Origin of the sequence: Entomohabitans teleogrylli, assembly GCF_001484765.1 — a bacterium.
In the GTDB taxonomy this organism is placed as follows: Bacteria; Pseudomonadota; Gammaproteobacteria; order Enterobacterales; family Enterobacteriaceae; genus Entomohabitans; species Entomohabitans teleogrylli.
The window spans coordinates 80,082-102,085 of record NZ_KQ947379.1; the positions used below are offsets into that span (position 1 = coordinate 80,082).

The window sequence follows — 22,004 nt, forward strand, 5'->3', positions numbered from 1 at the left end:
AACCGCGCTGACGCGGCCAATCGCAAACAGGTCACGGACACCTGAGCGATGTCGCCGCGGAAATGACAACGCCCGAAAAGCGACTTTCGGGCGTGATTGACATAATGACGGCGACCTGCCCGGCCGCCGTTTTCAGCCGGGTACGCTTACAGCGCGCTCCAGGCGTCGGACCAGGCCAGACCTGCGCCCGGCTCATAGTACGCCGGGGCACTGTTACACCAGCCGCTGTACGGGAACGGTTTACACTGGAACAGCTTGCCGTGGTTGTTGACGATATCACCGGCATTGTATTTGCTGTTTGCGCTCCACGCCGGATAGGCCCCGGAAGTCCCTTCGTCCTGAGACGGCGTCTGCGCTTTAGCTTTCACGTTCAGCAGATATGATGTGGTGCTGCTCAGTTCGCCATCACTGACGGTCAGGCTGACTTCATACTGTTGAGCCGTAGCGGCTTCTGGCGCATTAAAGCTGATGACGGCTTTGTCTTCGCCGCTGATGGTCTGGCCGTCCTGGGTGCGCCAGGTATAGGTCAGCGTATTGCCATCGGCGTCGGAAGAGCCTTCAGCGCTCAGGGATACCTGGGCCCCGGCATCCACCGCGCCAATCGGGCCGGCGATGTGGGCGACCGGCGCGTGGTTAACCGGTGCCGGCGTTTCGTCAGCGGGTACCGGCGTTTCATCAGCAGGAGTTGGCGCCGGGGTCTCATCGGCTGGCGTCGGCGCCGGCGTCACGGGTTCTTCATCCGGTTTGGTGGAAGATCCATCATCGTTGACGATATTCACGTTATAGAACTTCTGCACACATTTGGTGTAATCGCCCTCTTTAAAGGCGCTGAACGGGGTCTGGTAACCCACCAACTGGCAGGAATAGGTTTTACCGTCCGGGGTATCCGGGCTCCATCCCCAGTCCTGTTCCCAGTAAATCTTCAGCGCGCCGGCACCGCCTTCATCGAATTGCTTCATATTGGCGCAGCCCAGCACTTCATCGGCCGGTACCGGTACTTTCAGGTAGTTAGCGAACTCTTTGTAGTACTTGATGCGGTTCTGAGACTGCGCGATTTCAGTCGCGCCGCCACATTCCACGCCGCCGTTGATAATTTGCGTGGTCACGCCGAAGCCTGGCACCAGACCATTGGCGCGGTCACGATCGTTCGGCTGCCAGGTACCATCGATAACCTGTAGCATGCTGGGTTTCGGCGGCTGTGGGTAAGCGAAGAAGAAGATGGCGCTCGCCAGGTTCAGCCAGGTATCCGCCACCAGTTCCGGTTTATCCAGCAGAGTACGCACGTCGCCATACATCGCTTCCGAGAACGGGCCGTAGTTGTAGTTGTAAGAAAGCTGTTTCGCGCCGCGGCCAAAATAGCTCAGGAAATCGCCATCTTTATCTTTACCGCAGGGCCAGGTCTGCCCCTGCCAGATATCCGGGTTACATTCGCCGTTATAGCCGCCCTTCTGGCCTTCCGTCCAGCCCATTTCGCGCACGTGCACCAGCGCCTGGCGCCATTCGGCTTCCGGACGCCAGCTTTCATGACCGCCGGTCTCCTGGGCAAAGTGAGCGAACATGGTCGCCAGCTCTTTGCGGCAGATAGCCTCGCTGTCGCGGCCGTCATTGTAGGTTTTACACAGCGCCGGGAATTTGCCTACCGCTTTCAGGAAATTACTGTAGGTATATTCTTTGGCGCGCATCGGGAAAAGATATTCCCAGTCGCTGGCTTTGACGATCCCTTCAACGCGTTTTACGTTGTCCGGATTGCCGGCCCGGCCCGGTTCGATTTGTTCCACCAGGCTGTTATCCAGCGTACGAATCGTGTCTTTGACCGATGCCATCAGCGGGAAGTTGGTCAGCTCCTGCTCTTTCTTTTGCAGATCGCTGGCTTTCATGGTGTAGGGTTCGCTGCTGGTCGCCTGTAACATGGTGGCCTGCGCCATCACCGGCGCCACACAAGCGCCCGCGACCAGTACACTTAATAATGTCCTTTTATTCATCTCGGTTATTCCTGTTAATCACAATAATGGTAGATACAATCTCAGCTTATTTATTAATCCGTTAATAAATAAACCCGGGAGTGTGGTTTTTTTACTTTCTGAAAAACACCGCGGGGTATTTTTCAAAAAACAAAAATGACCATTAACGATATTGCGTGGCGATTTTTATTTCCTGATATTTTGTCCAGACTTTGCGGGCGTATATCATTCGCTGCGCATAATTCTCTTTTTTTAGTCCGGCGTTATAAGCGCCGACCGCTTCCCAGTTATAGCCATAGACCCTGATCATTCCCGATAATATCGATGCGCCAACCATAATGGAGGTACAGGGTTGGGTGATTAGGCGATATTCATCGATCCCTTTGCGCTCCAGCGCCGGGAAATGCGAACTATTAATTTGCATCAATCCGACATCGCGGGTGCCGTCATTATTCTCGCCGACTGCCCAGGGGTTCATTCCGGATTCTACTTTGGCAATCGCATACAGCAGATAAGGATCAACATGGTAATAATGGGCGGCTTTATCCCAGCAATTAGCAAACGCGCTGTGGCTGAGTAGCAGTAATAACCACCATAACCGTTTCATTTTCTCACCTGACGCTTTGCCTGGTTTGCCACACCGTTCGGCGCCCTGACCAGGGTCACACACCACACCCGAGGTAGGGTGTGATGTGTGATGGCGGGCGTATGACACGCCCGCTATTCGGGGAAGAAGATTATTGGCAGTTTGCGGCTGCGCCTTCTTTCACCCATACATCGCTGTTACCGGGTTTATCTCCGCGGGTCCACCATTTGGCGCGGTATACCGAACCTTGATAGGTGGTGGTATCGCCGCCGTTGTAGACCACATCGGAACGCCAGCCGAATTTCACCTGGCTTACCAGTTCCCAGGCATCAGCGCCAAAGCCCGGCGTATTGCCCTGCGTCCAGTATTTCGCTTTCCACACCAGATGGTCAAAACTTACGGTATCGCCATTGTTGTAGATTTTGCTGGCTTCCCAGGCCGGATATTTAGCGGCGTTAGCATCCGCCGGGGTGTCGCAGTTGCCGGTAGCCGTACCTTCATCCGCTGGGGTATTGCCCTCGTCAGACGGCTGAGTGCCTTCATCAGAGGGCTGGGTACCTTCATCGCCCGGATTAGTCTCTTCATCAATCGGCGCAGGCGCCGCTTTCGGCGTCACCGTTACCTGGACATTGGACTGAACGCTGGTTTTACCATCCGAGACAATCACACTCAGCGTGTAGGTCGCTTCTGTGGCTACGTCCGGCGCGGTGATATGCGCGTTGGCGCTATCCGTACCGGTGGCGTTCATATCCGCCGGGATACTCCAGCTGTAGGTCAGGGCATCGCCATCCGGATCGGACGCCTGAGCATGCAGGGAGATGGACTGGCCCGCTTCAAGCGTGACCGCGTCCAGCGCATTCACCACTGGCGCCTGGTTGGCTTTCGGCGCTTTGTTGACCACCTGCACATCCACAGAGTTGCTCAGCCCTTTTGCATCGGTCACTGTCAGACGGAATGACAGAGTCTGATTGCTGGTGACCGCCGGCAGGCTAAAGGTCGCTTTTGCGGAAGTGCTGTTGGCCAGCGCTACCGTGGTTCCGGCGATCTGGGTCCATTTGTAGGTCAGCGCATCGCCATCCTGATCGGTAGAGGCGGAGCCGTCCAGAGTGACGGTGGCCGGACCGGTAACGTTCTGGTCAGTGGCCGTCGCCACCGGGGCGTGATTAGTAACCACCGGATCGACCGGCGCAGAACCGCCGCCCAGCAGACTTTCGTTCATAGCGTTGAGGATATCGCCGTTATCGGATTCGATAGACCAGGCGAACAACCCGCCCAGGTTTTTATTCAGGACATATTTACCTTTCGCCTGAACGGAACGGGCATCATCGTAGGTCACCAAATCGCCGGTGGATTTGTTGAACAGATACGGCGCTTCCGCCGCTGCGTCATATTTATATTCCCAACCCGGTTTGCCCTTCATCTGGTTGGCGATCACCCGGTAATCGACAATACCGTCTTCCCAGGTTCCTTTGATTTTACCGGTTGCGGTACCGGTGAACGGATTGTCACCGGTATAACCATGGACGCCCGTCCAGCCGCGGCCATACATGCCGGCGCCGACAATAAGTTTGCCAGGCTGAACGCCCTGCGCCAGCATCGCTTTCACGGCGTTATCGGTGGTGTAGTTGGTGTCCGGTTTCCAGGACGCGCCATACAGCGCCGTCTGGTGACCGAGGTCGGTATTGCTCCAGCCGCCGTAGAAGTCATAGCTCATCAGGAAGATATGGTCGATATATTGCTGCGCCGTGTTGTAGTCGACATCTTCAATTTTATCGCCGCCGGCGCCGATAGCGGTGGTGAGCTCATAGGTGCGGCCGGTCTCAGCCGACAGTTCATTGAGCATCGCGCGCAGATCGTGCATCAGTGCGGTATAGGTAGCTTTATCCACCTGCGGATTGCCGAGCTTCGCGTTCTCGCCGCCGCCCCCCGGGAATTCCCAGTCAATATCCACGCCGTCAAACACTTTCCAGGTTTTCAGGAACTCTTTCACGGAACCGACAAAGCGATCGCGCAGAACTTTATTGTCCATCTGATAGAACGGATCGGAGAGTGTCCAGCCGCCGACGGATGGCAGAATTTTCAGGTCGGGATGGGCTTTTTTCATCGCCATCAGCTGACCGTAGTTGCCTTTGTAGGGGTCGTCCCAGTTGCTGACGCCCTGCTGCGGTTTCTGCAGCGCGGCCCACGGGTCGTGGATCGCCACGGTGTAATCCTGGCGCCCTGCGCAGGCGCGCTTCAGGGATTCCAGCGCGCCGGAAGCATTGGCGCTGTCGTTGATACCGTCACCGCCGCAAATCGGAATAAAGCCGTACAGCAGGTGGTTCAGGTTAGCGACCGGGATTTTATCGGCGCTGAAGTTACGGTCATAGACCCCCCATTCCGGGAAGTAGGCCGCCACCACTTTATCCGGATGAGTGGCGAAAGACTTATTGTTCTCCAGCAGCGGCGTGGTCATCGGCAGCAGATGGCTACCGTCAGTGTCGGCCACAATAATCAGTTTGCTGGCGCTTTTGGTACAGCCGCTGGCATTACACAACTCGACCTGTTCCTGGTAGCGGCCGCCTTTTTTCACTTTAAAGGTCGCAGAACCAGACGCGCTGCCAGCTCCGGTCCACACGGTCTGGCCATCGAGCAACACTTTTGCCGACGTCGGCGCATCGCCGCTCCACACGTTCCACTCAACCTTGACATCAACGCCATCGTTGTGAACTTTAACCAGATTGTTGTAATCCTGGGCCGCCTGATCCACTTCAACAATGGCAAATTTATCATTGCCGCTGCTAATTGTCGGTGTGCCGGGTGCTGCTGCAAATACCGGGCTTGTCGCCGCCGCGACAAAAAGCGCCAGATATTTAGGCTTCAGAAATTTCATTATTTATTCCCAATAATTTCTTCGTGAACTTTGAAATAGCCATGTCATCCAATAAAACATGGCGCTATAATTTAACGGTTAAATAAGACAGGCAATATTATTGCCCTGATTACAGAGTTTTAACTATTTTCCGCTATGCTCTCTCCCTTTCACACACACACCAGCGAATAATCCTTACTGCCTGTGTGGTCAGCATATCGTCAGTGAATGAAATATTCCTTTCTTTTCACCACCAGGAAAAACCTAAAAAATACTTGACTTAATGATTCAAATAGCAATATGAGCGGACTGCAGAATAAATACGCCAATCCCGGCACAGCTTAAAAATGGACCAAAGGGAATTTGCCGCGAAGCATTATCCGGTTTATATAATACGAAATAACCGATAATCCCCAATATTGCCCCGGACAGCAGCACCAGTGGTAATACCTGCCAGCCGCACCAGGCGCCAAGCGCCGCCAACAGTTTGATGTCGCCATACCCCAGACCTTCCCGCCCGGTGGACAGGCGAAATAGCTGGTATATCAGCCATAACGCCGCGTATCCCGCCGCCGCGCCGAACAGCGCGTCGGTTACCGGCAATGTGTGAAACACGGCATGGGTCAGCAGACCGGCCCACAGCAACGGCTGAGTCAGGCAATCCGGCAATAGCATATGGCGGCTATCGATCATCGCCAGCGGTAACAGCCCGCACCACAGGATCCACAGGGGCAACCAGCCGGACACGGTCGGGAAAAACCCACTACTGGCGGCAAAAAATAGCGCGCTTAACAATTCCACCATCAGCAGGCGTAGCGGAATAGCGTTGCGGCACTGGCGACAGCGGCCACCCAGCAGGCACCAACTGAGCAGCGGAATATTTTCCCACCATGCCAGGGTATGCCCACATTGCGGGCAATGAGAGCCGGGAAGCCAGAGATTCTCCCGTCCGGCGCTGCCCAGGACCATTCCGGGAACCCGTTCACAGACCACCCCAAGAAAACTGCCGACGATCGCGCCAATGCCGGCGCTGATAGCGCTGAATACCAGCGGATTCTCAACGCCCGGCGGCATCACGCCATTCATGAGGTTTTCTGCCAGCTCAGGAGAACCTGGGCTTTTACATCGCTGAGTCGATCCACCGGTACCATCGTGAGTTTCACGGTCTGCACGCCGGAGGCCATATTGATTTCACGCAGCCAATTTTTTAACTCATCCACATTGACGCGCTCAATAACAAAAGCCAGCGTCTGCCCATCCTGGCGAACATCAGTTAAAGGCAAATGGATCTCCTGAGCGCTGGCCTCAATGACATGGCGCGGATTGCTGATGGTCACCTGCCGCACCGCTAAATGATTTTTATCAATTTCTGCGCGCATCCAGCGTAATGTATCCTGTTCACGCCTGAGCGTCGTCTGGCTATTTTTAATCATATTATCCAGGGGAATGATCCCGCCATAATAAACCACCGCACAGCACAATGCCGCCGCGCCTGTTTTGATCAGATTACGCTCACGCGCGCTATATTTCTGATAACGCTGGATGAGCTGCATAATACGTTCTTTCATTTATATTTCCCGATGGCTATCGCCGTCCAGGGCGCCTGTGAGGAGAGAGGCTGCAGTGTAAATTCGAACGCTTGTCCGGCGCGGTCGACAAATTCCTGGAGCGCCTGCTGCGTCGATGCCTGCAGGCTCAGGGTTATCTGTCCCCGGGCATCATCATATTCCACGCTATTGACCTGAACGGCCGGCAGCGACTGTTTCACCCGCTCCAGTTCATCAAGTTGCAAAAAGAAACCTTTCTTCTGTTTCTTAATATTCTGGCCAAAGTGATATTTAATATTGGTTTGTTGACGCAGGCTCGGGAAGTAATGGCGAAAAACCTGGCTGATTTGATCCTGAATCTGGTTTTCCTGCTGAGTCAACATCCACGCCATGGCAGCCCGCGGGCCCATTAATAGCCCCAGCGACAACAGTGCCGCAGCGGCCAGCGCCATGTTAATGCGTTTTGCATACGCCCCATGATGGCTACGGGCGCAGAACTCACCGTGTAGCATATTCGCCTTACAGATTTTCCACTGCGGTTGCGCCAGCAGCAGCGGATGTTGCCAGGGAAGCGTCTCCTGCACATCCACCCCCGGCGGCGCCTCGCCGTAGCAGCGCACCCCGCCAGGCGGGCTTTTCGCCAGCAATATCGGGACCAGCGCATGGTCAGCCACACAGGCGCCGGATGGCGCAAAACGCAGCCAGTAGCTATCGTCCAGCGCCGCCAGAGTATGCCCATTTTCCGCGACCGGCAGCAGAGAGGCGTCCGGTAACGCCTGAATCACATGCAGCCCGGCATCGCTGAACAGCGTCAACCAGTATGACAGCCGCGCGGCGGCAATCGCCACGGCATCCACTTCGCGTCCTCTCTTGCTCAGCACCGTCCAGTGGAGAGCGTCAACGTCGCCAATCAGGGTCTCTTCCGCCATCCATGAGAATGGCGTAGCCTGCGACGATAACCCTTTCTTCGGCAGTGAAAAGTGGCGGAATATCATTTCGCTGGCCGGCAACAGCAGGCAAACCCGCTGCGCCAGCGGGTGTGTGGTCAGTTGGGTCAACGCCCGCGCGTTATCCAGCGCCCCGACCTGCTGGCTGGCGGATTCACACCACCATATTTTCCCTTCCTCGCGGCTGTCGGGACGAATAAAAAGTACCTGTTTCATAGACTATGACTTTTGTTATTCAATCATGCGGTAACGGCGTTGCCAGATAGTCATGTCGCCGGATTCCCCATCGACATGAAGCTGACTGACAACGCGCAGGGTTAAATCATCGCTGGTGCCAGTACTGTTAATCTGAAAATAACGGCTGTTGACAGCGATAATGGTCTGAATCTGCGCCAGACTCTCTTTCACTTGCGGATAGTGCTTTTCCAGTTCGCCGGCAAACGCTTCAACCGACTCCCATCCTTGCGCCGGGCGAGACTCAATCAGGCGCGCGGCATCGTCTGTGGTTAACTGGCCGGTAAACAACGCCGCCAGCAGCTCGGCCTGTTCAGGTCTCAGGGTATTAACGTCTACCCGGCTGTCGGTATCCGGCAGCGCGCACAGCCAGTGACTCACGTTGCCGTAATCGGCAGCCGGGAATGCCGGCAGCAATTTAATCTCGCTCAGGGTGCGCATCATCTGGTTGGCCGGGAGGCGCGGCGGCGTACTGCCCGCCCAGGCATCATTTTCCGATCCCGAGTGCTGAGTGATGCTGTCGGCATCGAGATAATCCAGCAGTTGCCAGTAAACCTCTTCCGCCGTCGCGCTACTCATCCCGGCCCGGGCGAGAAGCTGTTCGACAATTTGTTGCTTCGCGGGCTTTGCCGCCAGCGTCGCCGCACCGGCATTTTGCGCCGCCGGGTCCGCCGCCAGCAGACTGTTAACGTTAAAACAGTTCTGCGCATCCTCAACCTGACTTATCACGGTGTAGTCCTCGCCCTGGGTTTCTTCGGGCTCATGCCACTCCCCCTGCGGCGACAACGCCTTGCTCTGTCCCGCCGTATCGCTCTGCAACCGCTCTTTCACCACGTCCTCCTGACGCTGTATCGCCCAGCGCAATTGTTGCTGGCTGACCTGGTAATGGGTTTTCTGCAGGCTGCGGCAAAACTGCTGGCTAATCTTTGCCGCCAGCGCCGACATCATCACCAGCAGGATCAGGACCACCAACAGCGCGACGCCCTGCTGGCGCGCTGCCGATTGTCTGCTCATGGCTGACCTCCCGGGTTCGCCGGCGCCTGCGGCGTCTCTCCTGGCGCGGGCGTCGGAGTCGCCTCCCCGGTCGCCGAAGGCTCGGCCTGCGGCGCCATGGACGGTTGCGGCATATCCCCGGGAGTGGTAAATACCCAGCGCCAGGTTTCGCCGTCGTCCATGGTCAGCGTCAGTTCCACCCCCTCAGGCTGGTGGCTGCTGGCGCTCCAGTCGTCAGTCCATCCCTGCAGGAAAAAACGCCAGCGCGCTTCTTTAACGTCGCTGAGGATCGGTACTTCTTCCGGTTGTACGCCTGGCAGGCTGTCCAGCGCCGGCCAGATATCGCGCCACAGGCGATGATCGTCGAAACGCCAGCGCACGCGCTCCAGTTGCAGTTGACCGCTAATCCCGCTCAGGGTGGTCAGCTCAACGGTGTTATCGTGCTGGCGAAAAATATCCGTCTCACTACGCGGCGCCCGCGCCTGGAGCTGAAAGAAATCGCGTTCCAGCAGGTTATAGGCGCGCTGTAACTGATTCAGCCGCGTCGCTCTGGTTTCTGTTGCCGAACTGGTGCGCATCGCGCCATCGAGGATTTGCCAGGCCAGCGTGCTGATCAACGCGAAAATCGTCAGCGCAATCATGATTTCCAGCAGTGTGAAACCCTGCTGGCGCTTCGCGCGCGGATTCACGGATGATCTCCCGGCTCAATAATCTGCAGCGACAATACCGGCTGGCTATCGTCGCTTTCGGCATACACCGCAACCCGATCGGCAAACTGGTTTTCCGCGGTTTTCACCCGCTGCTTACGCCAGCGCCAGGTTTGCCCCCCCATGGTTTCACTCCCTTCCTGCTCCACATCGGGAAAAGCGCTTTTCATGAGCCGGGCCTCCGCCAGTTGATTTTCCGCCACCCAACTGGCCTGCAGGGTCTCTGCCAGCCCGTGGGTAAAGCGCACATTCAGTGATACCGAGTTCATCAGCGCCAGCGCGGCGGTGGAAAAGATAACCAGCGCCACCATCACTTCCAGCAGGGTCATTCCCCGTTGCTGCGCGACAGGTTTACTCATCACTTTCCACCCGTACCGGCGCCGCCCCCAGGGATATCACCCGAAAGCGCTGCGCTTTATCGAAACTCTGGAGCATCAGTGTGAAACGGCCAATTTCGCCATCCGGTAAAAACACAATTTGCGGCCCGGCGTCGAGAGTCGCCGCCAGAGGCTGCGGGCTTAGCGAGACGTGCATCTCCTGAGGAAACACGCCGCGGGTTTCAATACGCCCGGCGTTTAAAGGCGCCCAGTGACGCGCACCGTTTTTTTCCTGCAGTTTTACCAGTTGATATTCATCAGGTGTAATCACCAGGCCGATAATATTTCCGTCCATCACTGCTCGATCGGAACCATATTCCACCAGGGATTTAAATTGCTGACCAAATATATCCGGCCCACTACGTGAGGGTATCGTGGATACCACCATCATGGCGCAGCTGGCGAAAATAACCAGCGCCAGAATAATTTCCAGCAATGTAAATCCACGCTGCTTTGTCATTAGTTATCTTTTTTATCTAAAGACCAGTTGGCAATATCATCGGCGGTATTAGCCTCGGCATCCGGCCCGGCGGAAAAAATATCTATCGAGCCGTGTTCGCCGGGGCTGACCAGAATATAGTCATTGCCCCACGGATCCTGCGGCAGGCGGCGAATATAACCGTCAGCGCGGTAGCCTTTAGGAATCGGCGCGATTTCCGGTTTCGTGACCAGCGCCTGCAGCCCCTGCTCGGTGGTCGGGTAGCGGTGATTGTCCAGTTTGTACATATCCAGCGATCCCTCCAGCGCCACAATATCGCTGGTGGCTTTCTGAACATCGGCCTTTTCTTTATTACCCATCAGATTCGGCACCACCATACTGGCCAGTACGCCGAGAATAACAATCACCACCATTAATTCGAGCAAGGTAAAACCCGCCTGTTGCGCCAGGTTTTTGCGTTTCATTGACATAATTAACCTACCATATTGTTGAGCTGAAGAAGTGGCTGCAATATGGACAACACGATAAATAACACGACCGTTGCCATTGTCACCACCAGAGCCGGTTCAAATACCGACAGCGTTAAGGTAATTCGGTGTTGCAGCGCCGATTCCTGATTTTCCGCGGCGCGTTCCATTAATGGACCAAGTTCGCCGCTCTCTTCCCCCGAGGCGATCATATACAGCATGGTGGGCGGGAATAAGCGCGCCTGTTCCAGCGCCGCATATAATGACGCCCCCTGGCGTACGGTATCCGCCGCTTGCTCCAGTAACTGGCGGGCATAGAGATTTTCGATGCCGTCCATGGCGATATACATACCCTCCAGCAGGGGAACACTACTGGCCTGCAGGATACTCAGGGTGCGGATATAGCGGGCGCTGTTAATCGCGCAAACCAGCTTTTTCAACGGCGAGCGCTTCACCAGCCATGCGTGGAATGCGAAGCGATTTTTCTCTTTTTTCAGCCAGGTTTTAAATACCGCCAGCGCCCCCGCCAGTCCCCCGCCGATATACAGACCCCAGGCCTGTAAAAAATCGCTCACGGCGATCAGCGTGCGGGTGGTTATCGGTAGCTGCTGCTTCATATGGGTAAACTGATCGATAACCTGCGGCACCACCGCCACCAGCAAAATACAGATCACCGCTGTCGCCACCACCGTCAGGGTGATCGGGTAGACCATCGCCTGCGACAGTTTGCTTTTCATCTTCTGGCGCTGCTCGTTGTACTCCGCGAGTTTTTCCAGCACATCGCCGAGATGGCCGGTTTTCTCCCCCGCCATCACCAGGGTGCAGTACAACTTGTCGAAGGTGCGCGGAAACTGGCTAAACGCATCAAACAGGGTGTGGCCTTCCACCACCTTGTCGCGTATCGCGGTAACCATCGCCGCCAGTTTTTTATCCTCGGTCTGGCGGGAAATCGCCTTCAGCGCGCTTTCCAGCGGCAGCGCGGCATTCACCAGCGTCGACAACTGGCGAGTAAACATCGACAGTACCGGCGTGGAGAGCTTCACCCCTGTCCGGGTTTTCTTTTCCGCCGCCCGTTCGCTGGTCGGCTCAATGCTCACCGGCATCAGATTCTGCTCGCGCAGTGCCTGGCGCGCCTGTTTAAGCCCCTCGGCCTGTAGAGTACCGCGCTGGGTTTTCCCGGCGGCGTTGGTGGCGGTCCATGCGTACCAGGCCATTATTCATCGCCTCCGCGCTCGGCGGTGACGCGCATCACCTCCTCCAGAGAGGTAATACCGCTGACCACTTTCAGCAGCCCGTTTTCCCGCAGGCTGTAAGCCTGTTTAAACAGCTGCGTTTCGATAGCCATCTCATCTTTATCTTCATGGATGGCGCGGCGCATCGCGCTGTCCACCACCAGAAATTCATGGATCCCGGCGCGTCCCTGATAACCGCTCTGCCGGCAGTGCTCGCAGCCTACCGCGCGATAAATCGCCTGCGGTGGCTGTTCCATAAAGCTGAATAGCGCGTTTTCATTGTCATCCAGCGCGCTGGTGGTGCGGCAATGGGGGCACAGCCGGCGCACCAGACGCTGGGCAATCACCCCCAGCAGCGATGAGCCGATTAAAAATGACTCCAGCCCCATATCGCGCAGGCGGGTTATGGCCCCCGCCGCGCTATTGGTATGCAGGGTCGACATCACCAGATGGCCGGTCAGCGAGGCCTGGACGGCGATTTGCGCCGTTTCGCCATCGCGAATTTCGCCGATCATCACCACGTCCGGGTCCTGGCGCAGGATCGCGCGCAGCCCGCGGGCAAACGTCATGTCGACGCGCGGATTCACCTGGGTTTGCCCGACCCCTTCCAGCTCATACTCAATAGGATCTTCAACCGTCAGAATATTGCGCTCATCGCCGTTCAGCGCCGACAGAATCGCGTACAGCGTGGTGCTTTTCCCGGAGCCCGTCGGGCCGGTTACCAGAATGATACCGTGCGGCCGGGCGATCAGGCCTTTAAGCTGTTGCAGCTCTTCGTCAATCAGGCCGAGTTTGTTGATATCCGGCTTCAGGTTGCTTTTATCCAGCAGACGCATCACCACTCGTTCGCCGTACTGCGACGGGATAGTGGAAACACGCACATCAATCGCTTTGCGGCCAATGCGCAGCGAGATACGGCCATCCTGCGGCAGGCGTTTTTCGGCAATGTCCAGCTTCGACATGACCTTGATCCTCGATACCAGCAGCGGCGCAAGCTTGCGCGCCGGCTGGAGCACCGGGCGCAATATGCCATCGACGCGAAAACGGATGCTCAGCGTACGCTCGAAGGTTTCGATATGAATATCCGATGCCCCCTCTTTCACCGCTTCGCCGAGAATGGCGTTAATTAAGCGAATAACCGGCGAGTTTTCATCGTTATCCAGCAGATCTTCGTTATCCGGAATCTCCTCGGTTAACGCCATCAGGTCGATATCGGCGTCGATATCATCCACCAGCTGTTGCGCTACGCCACTGGTTTGCTGCCAGATTTTAGCCAGCATCTCTTCAAATGCTTCCGGCGCCAGCATCACCGGCGTGAAGGAGCGCGCCAGTACCCGGCGCATTTCCAGCAGCGCAAACGCCGGCGCATCATCGCGGATATACACCTCGTCCCGATGCAACAACACCCCATGCTGTTTTGCGTAACCGCTGCTGCATAAATATTTGCTGAGTTCGTCCACGCAACACTCCTGGATTAACCTTTAAACGGATTACGCGCCGTTGACGATGTCGATACCGCATGGCTGGTCGCCGGCGGCGGCGATGACAGATCCGGGAAAGCCGGCAGAACGGCATTATCGCCCGGTTCCACAATACCCAATTTGCCCTCTTCCACGCGCTGCTGCTGGCGAGCGCGAATCTGGTCATATTTCTCTTTCGACGCCGCGCTGTAGTTGTCGTCATCACGCAATACGGTGGTGTGAATAAACACCATCAGGTTGCGCTTCGAGGTGTCCTGCGAGGTGTAGCGGAACAGTTGACCCACCAGCGGAATGTCGCCGAGCAGCGGGACTTTCGAGACATTCTGTTTGGTGACGTTTTCCATCAACCCGCCCAGCACCACGGTCTGGCCGCTGTGGACCATCACTTCGTTATTGATAGTCCGGGTGTTGAACGTCGGGCCAAGGCTGGAATCTTCGGTTGAATTCGCATCAACGCTGGAAACTTCCTGCTCAATCTTCATGTGGATCATGTCGCCGTCGTTAATCTGCGGCACAATCTTCAGTTTGGTCCCCACTGTCTTGCGTTCAACGGTGTTAAACACGTTGTCGCCAGTGGTGGTCTGCGAGCCGGAAAGCACCGGCACATCCTGGCCGACGTTAAACGACGCTTCTTTGTTATCCAGCGTCACCACGCTGGGGGTGGACAGAATGTCGTTTTTACCGCTGTTCGACAGCGCGGTTAGCAGAGCGCCAAAATCGCCGTTAAAGAAACCGGTCGCCAGGCCGGTAAAACTGGCGCCTTTGATGTTGCCATTCTTGATTTGGCTGATAGGCAGCCCGGTGGAACCAAACTGCACGCCGCCGTGTTTACTGGTCCACTGAACGCCGAGATCGAGACCGGAACCGTCCTGGACTTCAGCGATAATGGCTTCCACCAGCACCTGGGGACGGCGAATATCCAGTTTATCGATCACTTTTTCCAGTGAGTTCATGACATTAGGCTGCGCGGTGATTACCAGAGAGTTGGTAGCCTCATCCGCCGTAATGTTCAGATCCGTCGGCGCGGATGGCGATTTGCCCTTAACCGCGCCCGGTTTGTCTTTCAGTTGCTCGCCGATACCCGTTAATACCGGTACTACTTTGGCGGCATTAGCATATTTGAGGTAGAAGACGCGGGTATTGCCCTCGTTGTTCTGTTCACGATCGAGCTGGCTTATCAATGCCCGGGTGCGCTGGCGGGCATCCTGCATCCCGCTGATGACCAGACTGTTGGTTTCAGTGTCAGCCACCACTTTGGTCGACAGTTGCGGCGCGTTCTGTCCCTTCTGCTCTTCGTTGTTGAGGGTATTCAACATATCGGCAAGCTCTTTTGCCGAGGCGTAACGCAGCGGGACAATTTCCCGACGCTGCATCCCGGAGTGGTCGACGCGCTCAACCAGGTCCACCAGGCGATTGACGACCGACGCTTTACCGGTCAGCAGCAGCACATTCGAAGGTTCAAAATGCACCACATTGCCGATGCCCGAAGCGTCATTCAACTGGCGCAGCAAAGGCGCCAGCTCACGCACCGGTACATTTTCCATACGCACAACCCGGGTGATGATCTCATCGCCTTTACCGGGATTTTTACTGTCCGCCAGCGGCGCTCCGGCGGTGCGCGCGACTGAAGAACGGACGATTTTAATCATTCCGTTATCCATCGGAATGGCGGACAGACCGTATAAATCCAGCACACTCAGGAAAAACTGGTAATATTCATCCTCGGTGAGCACATTATAAGTGCGTACCGAGACGGTTCCCTGAACAGAAGGGTCGACCAGAATAGTTTTATTCAGATTACGACTCACTGTATCAATGAATTCGCGAATATCCGTATTTTTAAAGCTGGCGCTAAAATTTGCCGCCTGCAGCGAGCCGGAAAATAGCGACAGCGCCGTCAGCGCTGCGCAAGCCCACGGTAATTTTTTCATGACATTACACTCATTCATTGTTGAGAACATTAATCCTTATGTTTTCAAGATGCGTATTACGCCTGACGACGATTTGCGCTTCTCTCATTTTTGACCAGTTGGCAATGATATTTTTCGCCTGCTGGTCCTGCGTCATATCGGCGGCATTGATGCGGACCACCACATCGTTTTTTTCCAGGCCGCTATGATTAAAAAAATCAGACGCATTTTTTGGATTAATTTTATAACCGGCCAGATGGCCCTCGCGGATATACGGTTTCAGCACCAGATAATCATCAAGATGCAGACTTTCCAGACTGCTGCGTTTTGGCGCCGCGCTCTGCGGCTCAGCGCCAGTGACGCCTTTAAAATAGTCCGGTTTTTTAAGCGCCAGCGTCTGAGTAGCGCCGCCATAGTGAACCACCACGCTGTCGCGATTAATGGCCTCTATCCAGGTATCATCATAGCCGGCAAGAGCTTCCCCTTCGCGGTAGCTCTGTTGGCCGGCGCTGGTTTTTATCATGGCAAATGAAAGCCAGGGCTCATCGCTACTGACGATCCCCTCCACTTCGGCTACCAGCGGCTTTTTAGTTTCAGAGGCGGCGTTATTCTGCGCCGCCGCAGGCTGAAACAGCGTAAAGGCTTGCGCCGCGCGCGCCGGACGCGGCGCCGGCTCAGCGCCGTCCAGATTATCCGCGGCGCGCTGGTACGCCTTACAGACCACATACCCCTGTTGCCCGCTCACCAGCAGCACGATAAACATGATGCAGGGCGCAACAAACCGGGAATAAAACTCCATTCTCATGGTTTAACCAACCTTTATAGCACCGTTACCAGCGGCGTAATCTCGCCCTGATGCGGGAGTCATATTTGTTGAGCGAATATTAATGTGGCAGCTAAAACGGTACTACTTTTGTAGCTGCTAACTTTACGGTAAATAATCGTTGACAGGCGGTTATGAGTCTGACAGGAAGGCGAGAATATTTTTCTCCACCATGGTTGATTGCTATTCAGGCGGCTTTCTTTTAATTTTCCCGGTGACAACATCGCCTGCCGCAGATGTATTAACGCATTGTTAATTGCGCAGTGAATAGCGTAATTAACCACACCGTCGCCGGGCTGACGTTATAAAAATAACGCCGCCGGTAATATGAATAACCCGTAATCCGTTACTGAACCGAGCGATCAAGATTCTATGTACCTGAATCATTTTAATTTCAATACACTGCCATTTCAGCGGGTAACGCGCCCGGCGGGGGCGTTTTTCGTCGACTATCACCAGGATGTCTATACCCTGCTGGAGGAGAAGACCCGTATTCCGGGGTTGGTGGGACTATTTTCAGATGATGAAACGCTGTTAAAACAATTCACGGATAAGCTCAGCGCCGGTCACGCCACGACATTAACAGTGAATGCTTTCCCGAAACTTTCCGCCGAGACCCTGTTATATAAACTCAACCCGACGGCGCAACAGGCGGCTCTGCCGGTTCATGTCATTGATGCGTCACTCGAGCAGTGGCGCGCCCGGGCAACGGCCAAAAAACCGGGAGCGTTGATTATCCTTAACACCCTGCACGCCATGCGCGACGGCTGCTGGAAGATCCTCGGTATGCTGCTGGCGCGCGCCGAAGAGCTGTCGTTTCCGTTAACCATTTTACTTACCGGCGCTCCAAACCAGCTGGCGCGCATCGTCAGCGTCCCCGGCCTTAACCAACGGCTCCACACCCGCCATCTGCTGCGCCCGCTTTCGCGCGCCGAGAGCCGGGAATATCTCCAGCGGCAGTTAACCGAACACGGCGCCGGGTCGGCCCCCTTCAGCGCCGGGCGCGGGCGGAAATTGTATGCAATGACCCGGGGAAACATTACCCGGCTCAATAAACTGGCCCATCTGGCGCTGCTGGCCGCCTGGACCGAGCGGGCGCCACAGGTCAGCGCTCGCCACCTGCGCCTGGCGGCGAGCGAAGTGTTACCCTCGCGTCTGGCGCTGAAAAAACTGGCGACCCTCGGCCTGCTAAGCGCAGTAGTTTGCGCCGCCGTCGGCTGGCGCCTGCCCGCATCGCAGCAGGCCTGGCTGCCATTTACCCTGCCGGTACCGGCAAGCTGGCACCGACCCGCGCCACAGGCCGCGCCGCCGGCGCCGTCGATCGACAACGAAGTGGTGAATTTCGCCGATGCTATGCATCAGCTGTATAAGATGTGGGGTTACGAAGCCAGCGGCGATGACACGCTGTGCCAGAACGCCAGCCGGGTCGGCCTGATGTGCAAACAGGGTAGCGCGCCGCTGGCGGAGCTGGAAAAAGAGGGTTATCCATGGATCGGCGAGATACGCGATGGCGGCCATCTCAATTATGTCGTGATTGCCCGGGCGGATAACACATCGCTCGATCTGCTGCTCAACGACCGTACCTGGCAGGTAACGCATGACTGGTTCGTCACTCACGCCACTGGCAACTACACCCTGCTGCACCGCCTGACGCCGGATGGCCATGACAATATCAGCGCCGCCAGCAGCGCGCGGGATATCGCCTGGCTGGATACCCAGCTCGGCCAGGCGCTGAAGCGTCCGCCCACCCACAGTAGCGCCTGGACCAGTAGCCTGGTACAGCGGATCCGCGATTTCCAGCATCGCGTGGGCATACATGCTGACGGTATTCCCGGCGAAGATACCTTAATTTATTTGATGCGCGCGACCAATATGACGCCAGCCATCGCCACCGACGTCCAGCCCGCCGAACGGGACATAGCCACACAGCAAGGGAAAACATCCTGATGTCTACTATTTGCCTGGCCGCACACCGTAGCTATACCACGGGGGATGCAGTCTATTTTACCTGGCGGGTGCCGGGTCTACGCAAATGCTGCGCCGGCGCGTTTTACTGGCTGACTGGCGCTTGTCTGCTGGTGGCCGCCGGTCTGTACGCGCACCTCTACTGGCAATACCGACACCCACCCACGCCTGCGCCGGCGCGTAAAGTCGCGGATGCGCCGACCCGATTGTCGCCCATGCATTATGTGCTGGTGACCAAACCTTTTCCCGACCGACAAGCGACGCCGGAGCCTGATGCCGCACCGCCGCCCGATACCATGCCCCACGACATCCTGCCGGATGACAGTGCCGAGGATAACGACTGGACCCATACACCGGACGGCGCATTAGCCACCCATACGCTGCCGCCCGCGGCGGATCAATCGCTTTCGCTCAAAGAGCGGCTATTAAAAGCGTTGCAGGAACAGCAGCGGGAATATCCGCCCTCTGCGCAGAGCGATAGTGCAACGTCGCCGGAAGAGATGCCCGCCGGGGAGCAGGATGGCACCGGAAAGAGCCCTTATCCGCCGTTAAGCAGTCAATTACAAAGCGTGCAGCGACAGGTGCCCGCGCTGAATTATCAGTCGCACCTCTATTCATCAGATGCGCCGCTAAGCAAAGTGGTGATTAATGGCAAGACGTATCACTGCGGCGATAAACTGACACCCGAAGTCACGATTTATGATATTCAACCCCAGACGCTCACGCTGTCGCTGAGTGGACATTATTATACCCTGCCGGCCCTGAAAAACTGGCAACCGCCAGTGTCATAAATAACGACTCCCTGCATCAGCAAGGAGTGATCTTAAAGCGTCAGAGAGGAGACAGATGTGAGATGTTAACGCATTAATATTTTTCGGGCAGCGTATTCAGCTTAACCAGGCGCCCTTTTTCGATCACCACATATTGGCCTTTTTTCAGCTCGGAAAGAATTTTGATGATCGTACTGCGGGCCAGATTGGTATATTCCTGAATATAATCATAAACGTTAATATCACGTTTATAGAGCGCCATCAGTTCGTTGATTTCGATAAGAAACTCGCGAATGATGGTATACGCGCTGCGCGCCACCAGCATGTCATCGCGCTTGTTCAGGATACAGATGTACCATGATAAAACTTTGGTTAACTCCAGCCAGCACTGGTGATGGGCAATCAGTTGCAAAAACGCCTCTTTCGGGACGATACGCACTACCGTATCGGCACAGGCGACGCCGATTATCTGATCGGTTTGATAGAAGATATTGCCAAGGCCAAAAATCATATTACTGCGCAGTGGGAACATACACAGTTCGTCAGACCGGCGGCGAAACTCCATTTCCCCATTGAGAATCACATAAAGATTCCCTGAATCGGCGCTGGAGATTCTTTGCCATTTCTTTAACGTTTTTTCTTCATAACCTTTGGTTAATTCAATAATCGTATTCAGCTCTGCGTCGGGTTTTAACGCTCTACCGTAAATGCTCAACATGATTTTTCTATACCTATCGAAAATAAAACAATATGAAATTTCTCGCGACAATATGCTAACAAATTATCAACCTGAAATTTCTACTGTACTGTATGGAGGCATCATCATATGAAAATTAGCGAATGAAATGAGATGTTCGCCGGAAAGGAACGACAAAATATAATTTTCTTTTTATGAAACCAGGTAACTCGGACTAATCTTAGTTCAGAAAGGTTAAAAGTCAATCGCTATCTGAATAGTAATACTGTTGTTACACCTTAATATTTTGTTCTGCCATGATTTTTATCAGCAACCGCCATAGAAAAGCTTATCATCGACATCTGTAACAGAATAGCGACTCCCCCGCCGACTGACGATATAAAAAAAGGGGTATGCAGAAGCCGCCATTCCAGCCCCAAACCCCTGTAACTCAATGAATTGCTGAAAATAAAAAAATTCAAGTAAAAAAGAAACCACTAATGTCTGCGCGAAGAGATTAATCCCGGCTGCGCTTCTGATTAAATAGCCCCCGGTTTGTGTTTCTGTCTTATTAAAACCTGGCCCGGCACAACTATTCCATTCACATTCCGTTAATTGCCCGCGCCCTATCAAGGCCCGGAATAGCGATATCAGATATCGCGAAGGGACAGGTTGTGCATGACTGTAAAGGAATTGACTAAGAGGTCTGTTATGAGAAAGGTTGCTACGAGTTTGTTAATCGTCTCAACATTATGTGGTTCAGCTTCAGCATTCGCTGTAACCAATGGCGAAGGTCAGGTTAACTTCAGCGGTGAAATTATCGATTCCGCCTGTGAAGTGGTCAATAATCTGAGCGATCCGCTGAATGTCACCATGGGTAAAGTATCGAAAACGGCGTTTACCGGCCTGGGATCCACGGCGGATACCACCCAATTCAATATTGAGTTAAAAAACTGCCCTGAAACGGTAACCACGGCGGCCATTACCTTTGGCGGCACCCCCGACGCCGATAATGCCAATGTACTGGCGATCACCCCGGATACCGACGCGGCCAGCGGCGTGGCGCTGCAGTTGCTCGACGCATCGCAGCAGCCGCTCAACCTGTATACCGCTTCCAGGCCTTATCAACTCCAGTCGGGAACCGGGGTAAATACCCTTGAGTTTGCGGCGCGCTACATTCAGACCAAATCGGAGATTGTCGCCGGACCGGCGAATTCGGTTTCCACCTTCACCGTGGTCTACAACTGATCATTTCACTCCAGGATAGTGACTATTCAGCCGCGGCGAATAGCCACTATCTCTCCTGATTATTAAGAGAAAACATATGCGACACGGTTTACTTCTGACTGCGCTTTTAATGACAGCAGCAACCGCACACGCAGGCGTCATTATTGGAGGAACGCGTCTGGTCTATCAGGGAGAGAAAAAAGAGTCATCAATCGGCATCTCTAATCCGGATACGCTGGACTATCTTGTCCAGTCGTGGGTGGATAATTGCGATAAGAGCGCGGCAAAAGCGCCGTTTCTGATTACCCCGCCGCTGTTTCGCCTTGATGCCCGGCAGGATAACGTGCTGAGGGTGGTGCGCACCGGCGGAAATCTGCCGCAGGATCGTGAATCCATGTACTGGCTGAATATTAAAGCTATTCCGTCCTCGCCCCATCCCCAGCACGTGAATATGTTGCAAATCGCCGTAAAAACCCAGATTAAACTGATTTATCGGCCCAGCGGCATCACGGGAAAACCAGAACTGGTCGCCGATAAACTACAGTGGCGTAAACAAGGAAATACCCTGACCGTTACTAACCCAACGCCGTTTTATATGAATTTCCAGAAAGTGGTAGCGAATGGTAAACAAGTGAATGGCATCACCTGGGCAGCCCCTGAAAGTGATACGCATTTTCAGGTAACCTCCATCACGCCCGGGTCGACCATCTCCTGGTCGGTGATTACCGATTACGGCAGCATCAGTAAAACATTCACCAGCACGCTGCATTAATCGCGCGAAATTATTATCGGTAATCCGGACTGAAATAAT

Annotated in this window: 20 protein-coding genes; 4 read left to right on the forward strand and 16 right to left on the reverse strand. The window is 55.1% G+C overall.

What is annotated here, in order from left to right; genetic code table 11:
* Positions 1-146: 146 nt before the first annotated feature.
* The 15 genes from AQ981_RS07580 to gspC form a co-directional block, all read right to left on the reverse strand.
* Positions 147-1,982, reverse strand: a complete 1,836-nt coding sequence (locus AQ981_RS07580) for a glycoside hydrolase family 19 protein (protein ID WP_058911155.1) — start codon at positions 1,980-1,982, stop codon at positions 147-149.
* 142 nt (positions 1,983-2,124) lie between these two features.
* Complete coding sequence (gene iagB, locus AQ981_RS07585; protein WP_058911156.1) at positions 2,125-2,568, reverse strand: type III secretion system invasion protein IagB; 444 nt, start codon at positions 2,566-2,568, stop codon at positions 2,125-2,127.
* 130 nt (positions 2,569-2,698) lie between these two features.
* The gene (locus tag AQ981_RS07590; protein WP_058911157.1) at positions 2,699-5,419 is read right to left on the reverse strand and encodes a glycosyl hydrolase family 18 protein; all 2,721 of its coding nucleotides are present in this window, start codon (positions 5,417-5,419) and stop codon (positions 2,699-2,701) included.
* Between the two features lie 267 nt (positions 5,420-5,686).
* Positions 5,687-6,484: a prepilin peptidase gene (locus AQ981_RS07595; protein ID WP_058911158.1), complete on the reverse strand. Its 798-nt coding sequence runs from the start codon at positions 6,482-6,484 to the stop codon at positions 5,687-5,689.
* A complete protein-coding gene (gene gspM / locus AQ981_RS07600) occupies positions 6,481-6,966 on the reverse strand; it encodes a type II secretion system protein GspM (protein WP_058911159.1) in 486 nt (161 codons plus the stop codon). Before gspM ends, AQ981_RS07595 begins: the two co-directional genes overlap by 4 nt.
* On the reverse strand, positions 6,963-8,108 hold the full coding sequence (gspL, locus tag AQ981_RS07605; RefSeq protein ID WP_058911160.1) for a type II secretion system protein GspL: 1,146 nt from the start codon (positions 8,106-8,108) through the stop codon (positions 6,963-6,965). Before gspL ends, gspM begins: the two co-directional genes overlap by 4 nt.
* 15 nt (positions 8,109-8,123) lie before the next feature.
* Positions 8,124-9,140 (reverse strand): type II secretion system minor pseudopilin GspK, encoded by a 1,017-nt coding sequence (gene gspK / locus AQ981_RS07610; protein ID WP_058911161.1) that lies wholly within the window; start codon positions 9,138-9,140, stop codon positions 8,124-8,126.
* Positions 9,137-9,760 (reverse strand): type II secretion system minor pseudopilin GspJ, encoded by a 624-nt coding sequence (gene gspJ, locus AQ981_RS07615; RefSeq protein WP_058911366.1) that lies wholly within the window; start codon positions 9,758-9,760, stop codon positions 9,137-9,139. The genes gspK and gspJ overlap by 4 nt, the downstream gene beginning before the upstream one ends.
* 44 nt (positions 9,761-9,804) lie before the next feature.
* A complete protein-coding gene (gspI, locus tag AQ981_RS07620; protein ID WP_058911162.1) occupies positions 9,805-10,185 on the reverse strand; it encodes a type II secretion system minor pseudopilin GspI in 381 nt (126 codons plus the stop codon).
* Positions 10,178-10,663: a type II secretion system minor pseudopilin GspH gene (gspH, locus tag AQ981_RS07625; RefSeq protein WP_058911163.1), complete on the reverse strand. Its 486-nt coding sequence runs from the start codon at positions 10,661-10,663 to the stop codon at positions 10,178-10,180. Before gspH ends, gspI begins: the two co-directional genes overlap by 8 nt.
* Positions 10,663-11,112, reverse strand: coding sequence for a type II secretion system major pseudopilin GspG (gene gspG, locus AQ981_RS07630; RefSeq protein ID WP_058911164.1), 450 nt, complete (start codon positions 11,110-11,112; stop codon positions 10,663-10,665). The genes gspH and gspG overlap by 1 nt, the downstream gene beginning before the upstream one ends.
* A 2-nt stretch (positions 11,113-11,114) precedes the next feature.
* Positions 11,115-12,323 carry a type II secretion system inner membrane protein GspF gene (gene gspF, locus AQ981_RS07635; protein ID WP_058911165.1) on the reverse strand — a complete coding sequence of 403 codons (1,209 nt, stop codon included), beginning with the start codon at positions 12,321-12,323 and terminating at the stop codon, positions 11,115-11,117.
* On the reverse strand, positions 12,323-13,801 hold the full coding sequence (gene gspE, locus AQ981_RS07640) for a type II secretion system ATPase GspE (protein ID WP_058911166.1): 1,479 nt from the start codon (positions 13,799-13,801) through the stop codon (positions 12,323-12,325). Before gspE ends, gspF begins: the two co-directional genes overlap by 1 nt.
* Positions 13,802-13,815: 14 nt before the next feature.
* Entirely contained in the window at positions 13,816-15,753 is a 1,938-nt protein-coding gene (gene gspD / locus AQ981_RS07645) for a type II secretion system secretin GspD (RefSeq protein ID WP_058911367.1), read from the reverse strand.
* 10 nt (positions 15,754-15,763) lie between these two features.
* A complete protein-coding gene (gene gspC, locus AQ981_RS07650) occupies positions 15,764-16,537 on the reverse strand; it encodes a type II secretion system protein GspC (RefSeq protein WP_249226287.1) in 774 nt (257 codons plus the stop codon).
* 390 nt (positions 16,538-16,927) lie between these two features.
* On the opposite strand from gspC, the gene AQ981_RS07655 reads away from it, so the two are divergent.
* Both AQ981_RS07655 and AQ981_RS25815 read left to right on the forward strand, forming a co-directional pair.
* Positions 16,928-18,502 (forward strand): ExeA family protein, encoded by a 1,575-nt coding sequence (locus tag AQ981_RS07655; RefSeq protein WP_058911167.1) that lies wholly within the window; start codon positions 16,928-16,930, stop codon positions 18,500-18,502.
* Complete coding sequence (locus tag AQ981_RS25815) at positions 18,502-19,311, forward strand: general secretion pathway protein GspB (protein WP_071608833.1); 810 nt, start codon at positions 18,502-18,504, stop codon at positions 19,309-19,311. Before AQ981_RS07655 ends, AQ981_RS25815 begins: the two co-directional genes overlap by 1 nt.
* Before the next feature lie 73 nt (positions 19,312-19,384).
* On the opposite strand, the gene AQ981_RS07665 is transcribed toward AQ981_RS25815, so the two are convergent.
* Complete coding sequence (locus AQ981_RS07665; protein WP_058911168.1) at positions 19,385-20,008, reverse strand: helix-turn-helix domain-containing protein; 624 nt, start codon at positions 20,006-20,008, stop codon at positions 19,385-19,387.
* Between the two features lie 669 nt (positions 20,009-20,677).
* Here AQ981_RS07665 and AQ981_RS07670 point away from each other — a divergent pair.
* Together AQ981_RS07670 and AQ981_RS07675 are read left to right on the forward strand one after the other, a co-directional pair.
* The gene (locus AQ981_RS07670) at positions 20,678-21,214 is read left to right on the forward strand and encodes a fimbrial protein (protein WP_058911169.1); all 537 of its coding nucleotides are present in this window, start codon (positions 20,678-20,680) and stop codon (positions 21,212-21,214) included.
* Positions 21,215-21,290: 76 nt separating this feature from the next.
* Positions 21,291-21,965, forward strand: a complete 675-nt coding sequence (locus AQ981_RS07675) for a fimbria/pilus periplasmic chaperone (protein ID WP_058911170.1) — start codon at positions 21,291-21,293, stop codon at positions 21,963-21,965.
* Positions 21,966-22,004 lie beyond the last annotated feature (39 nt).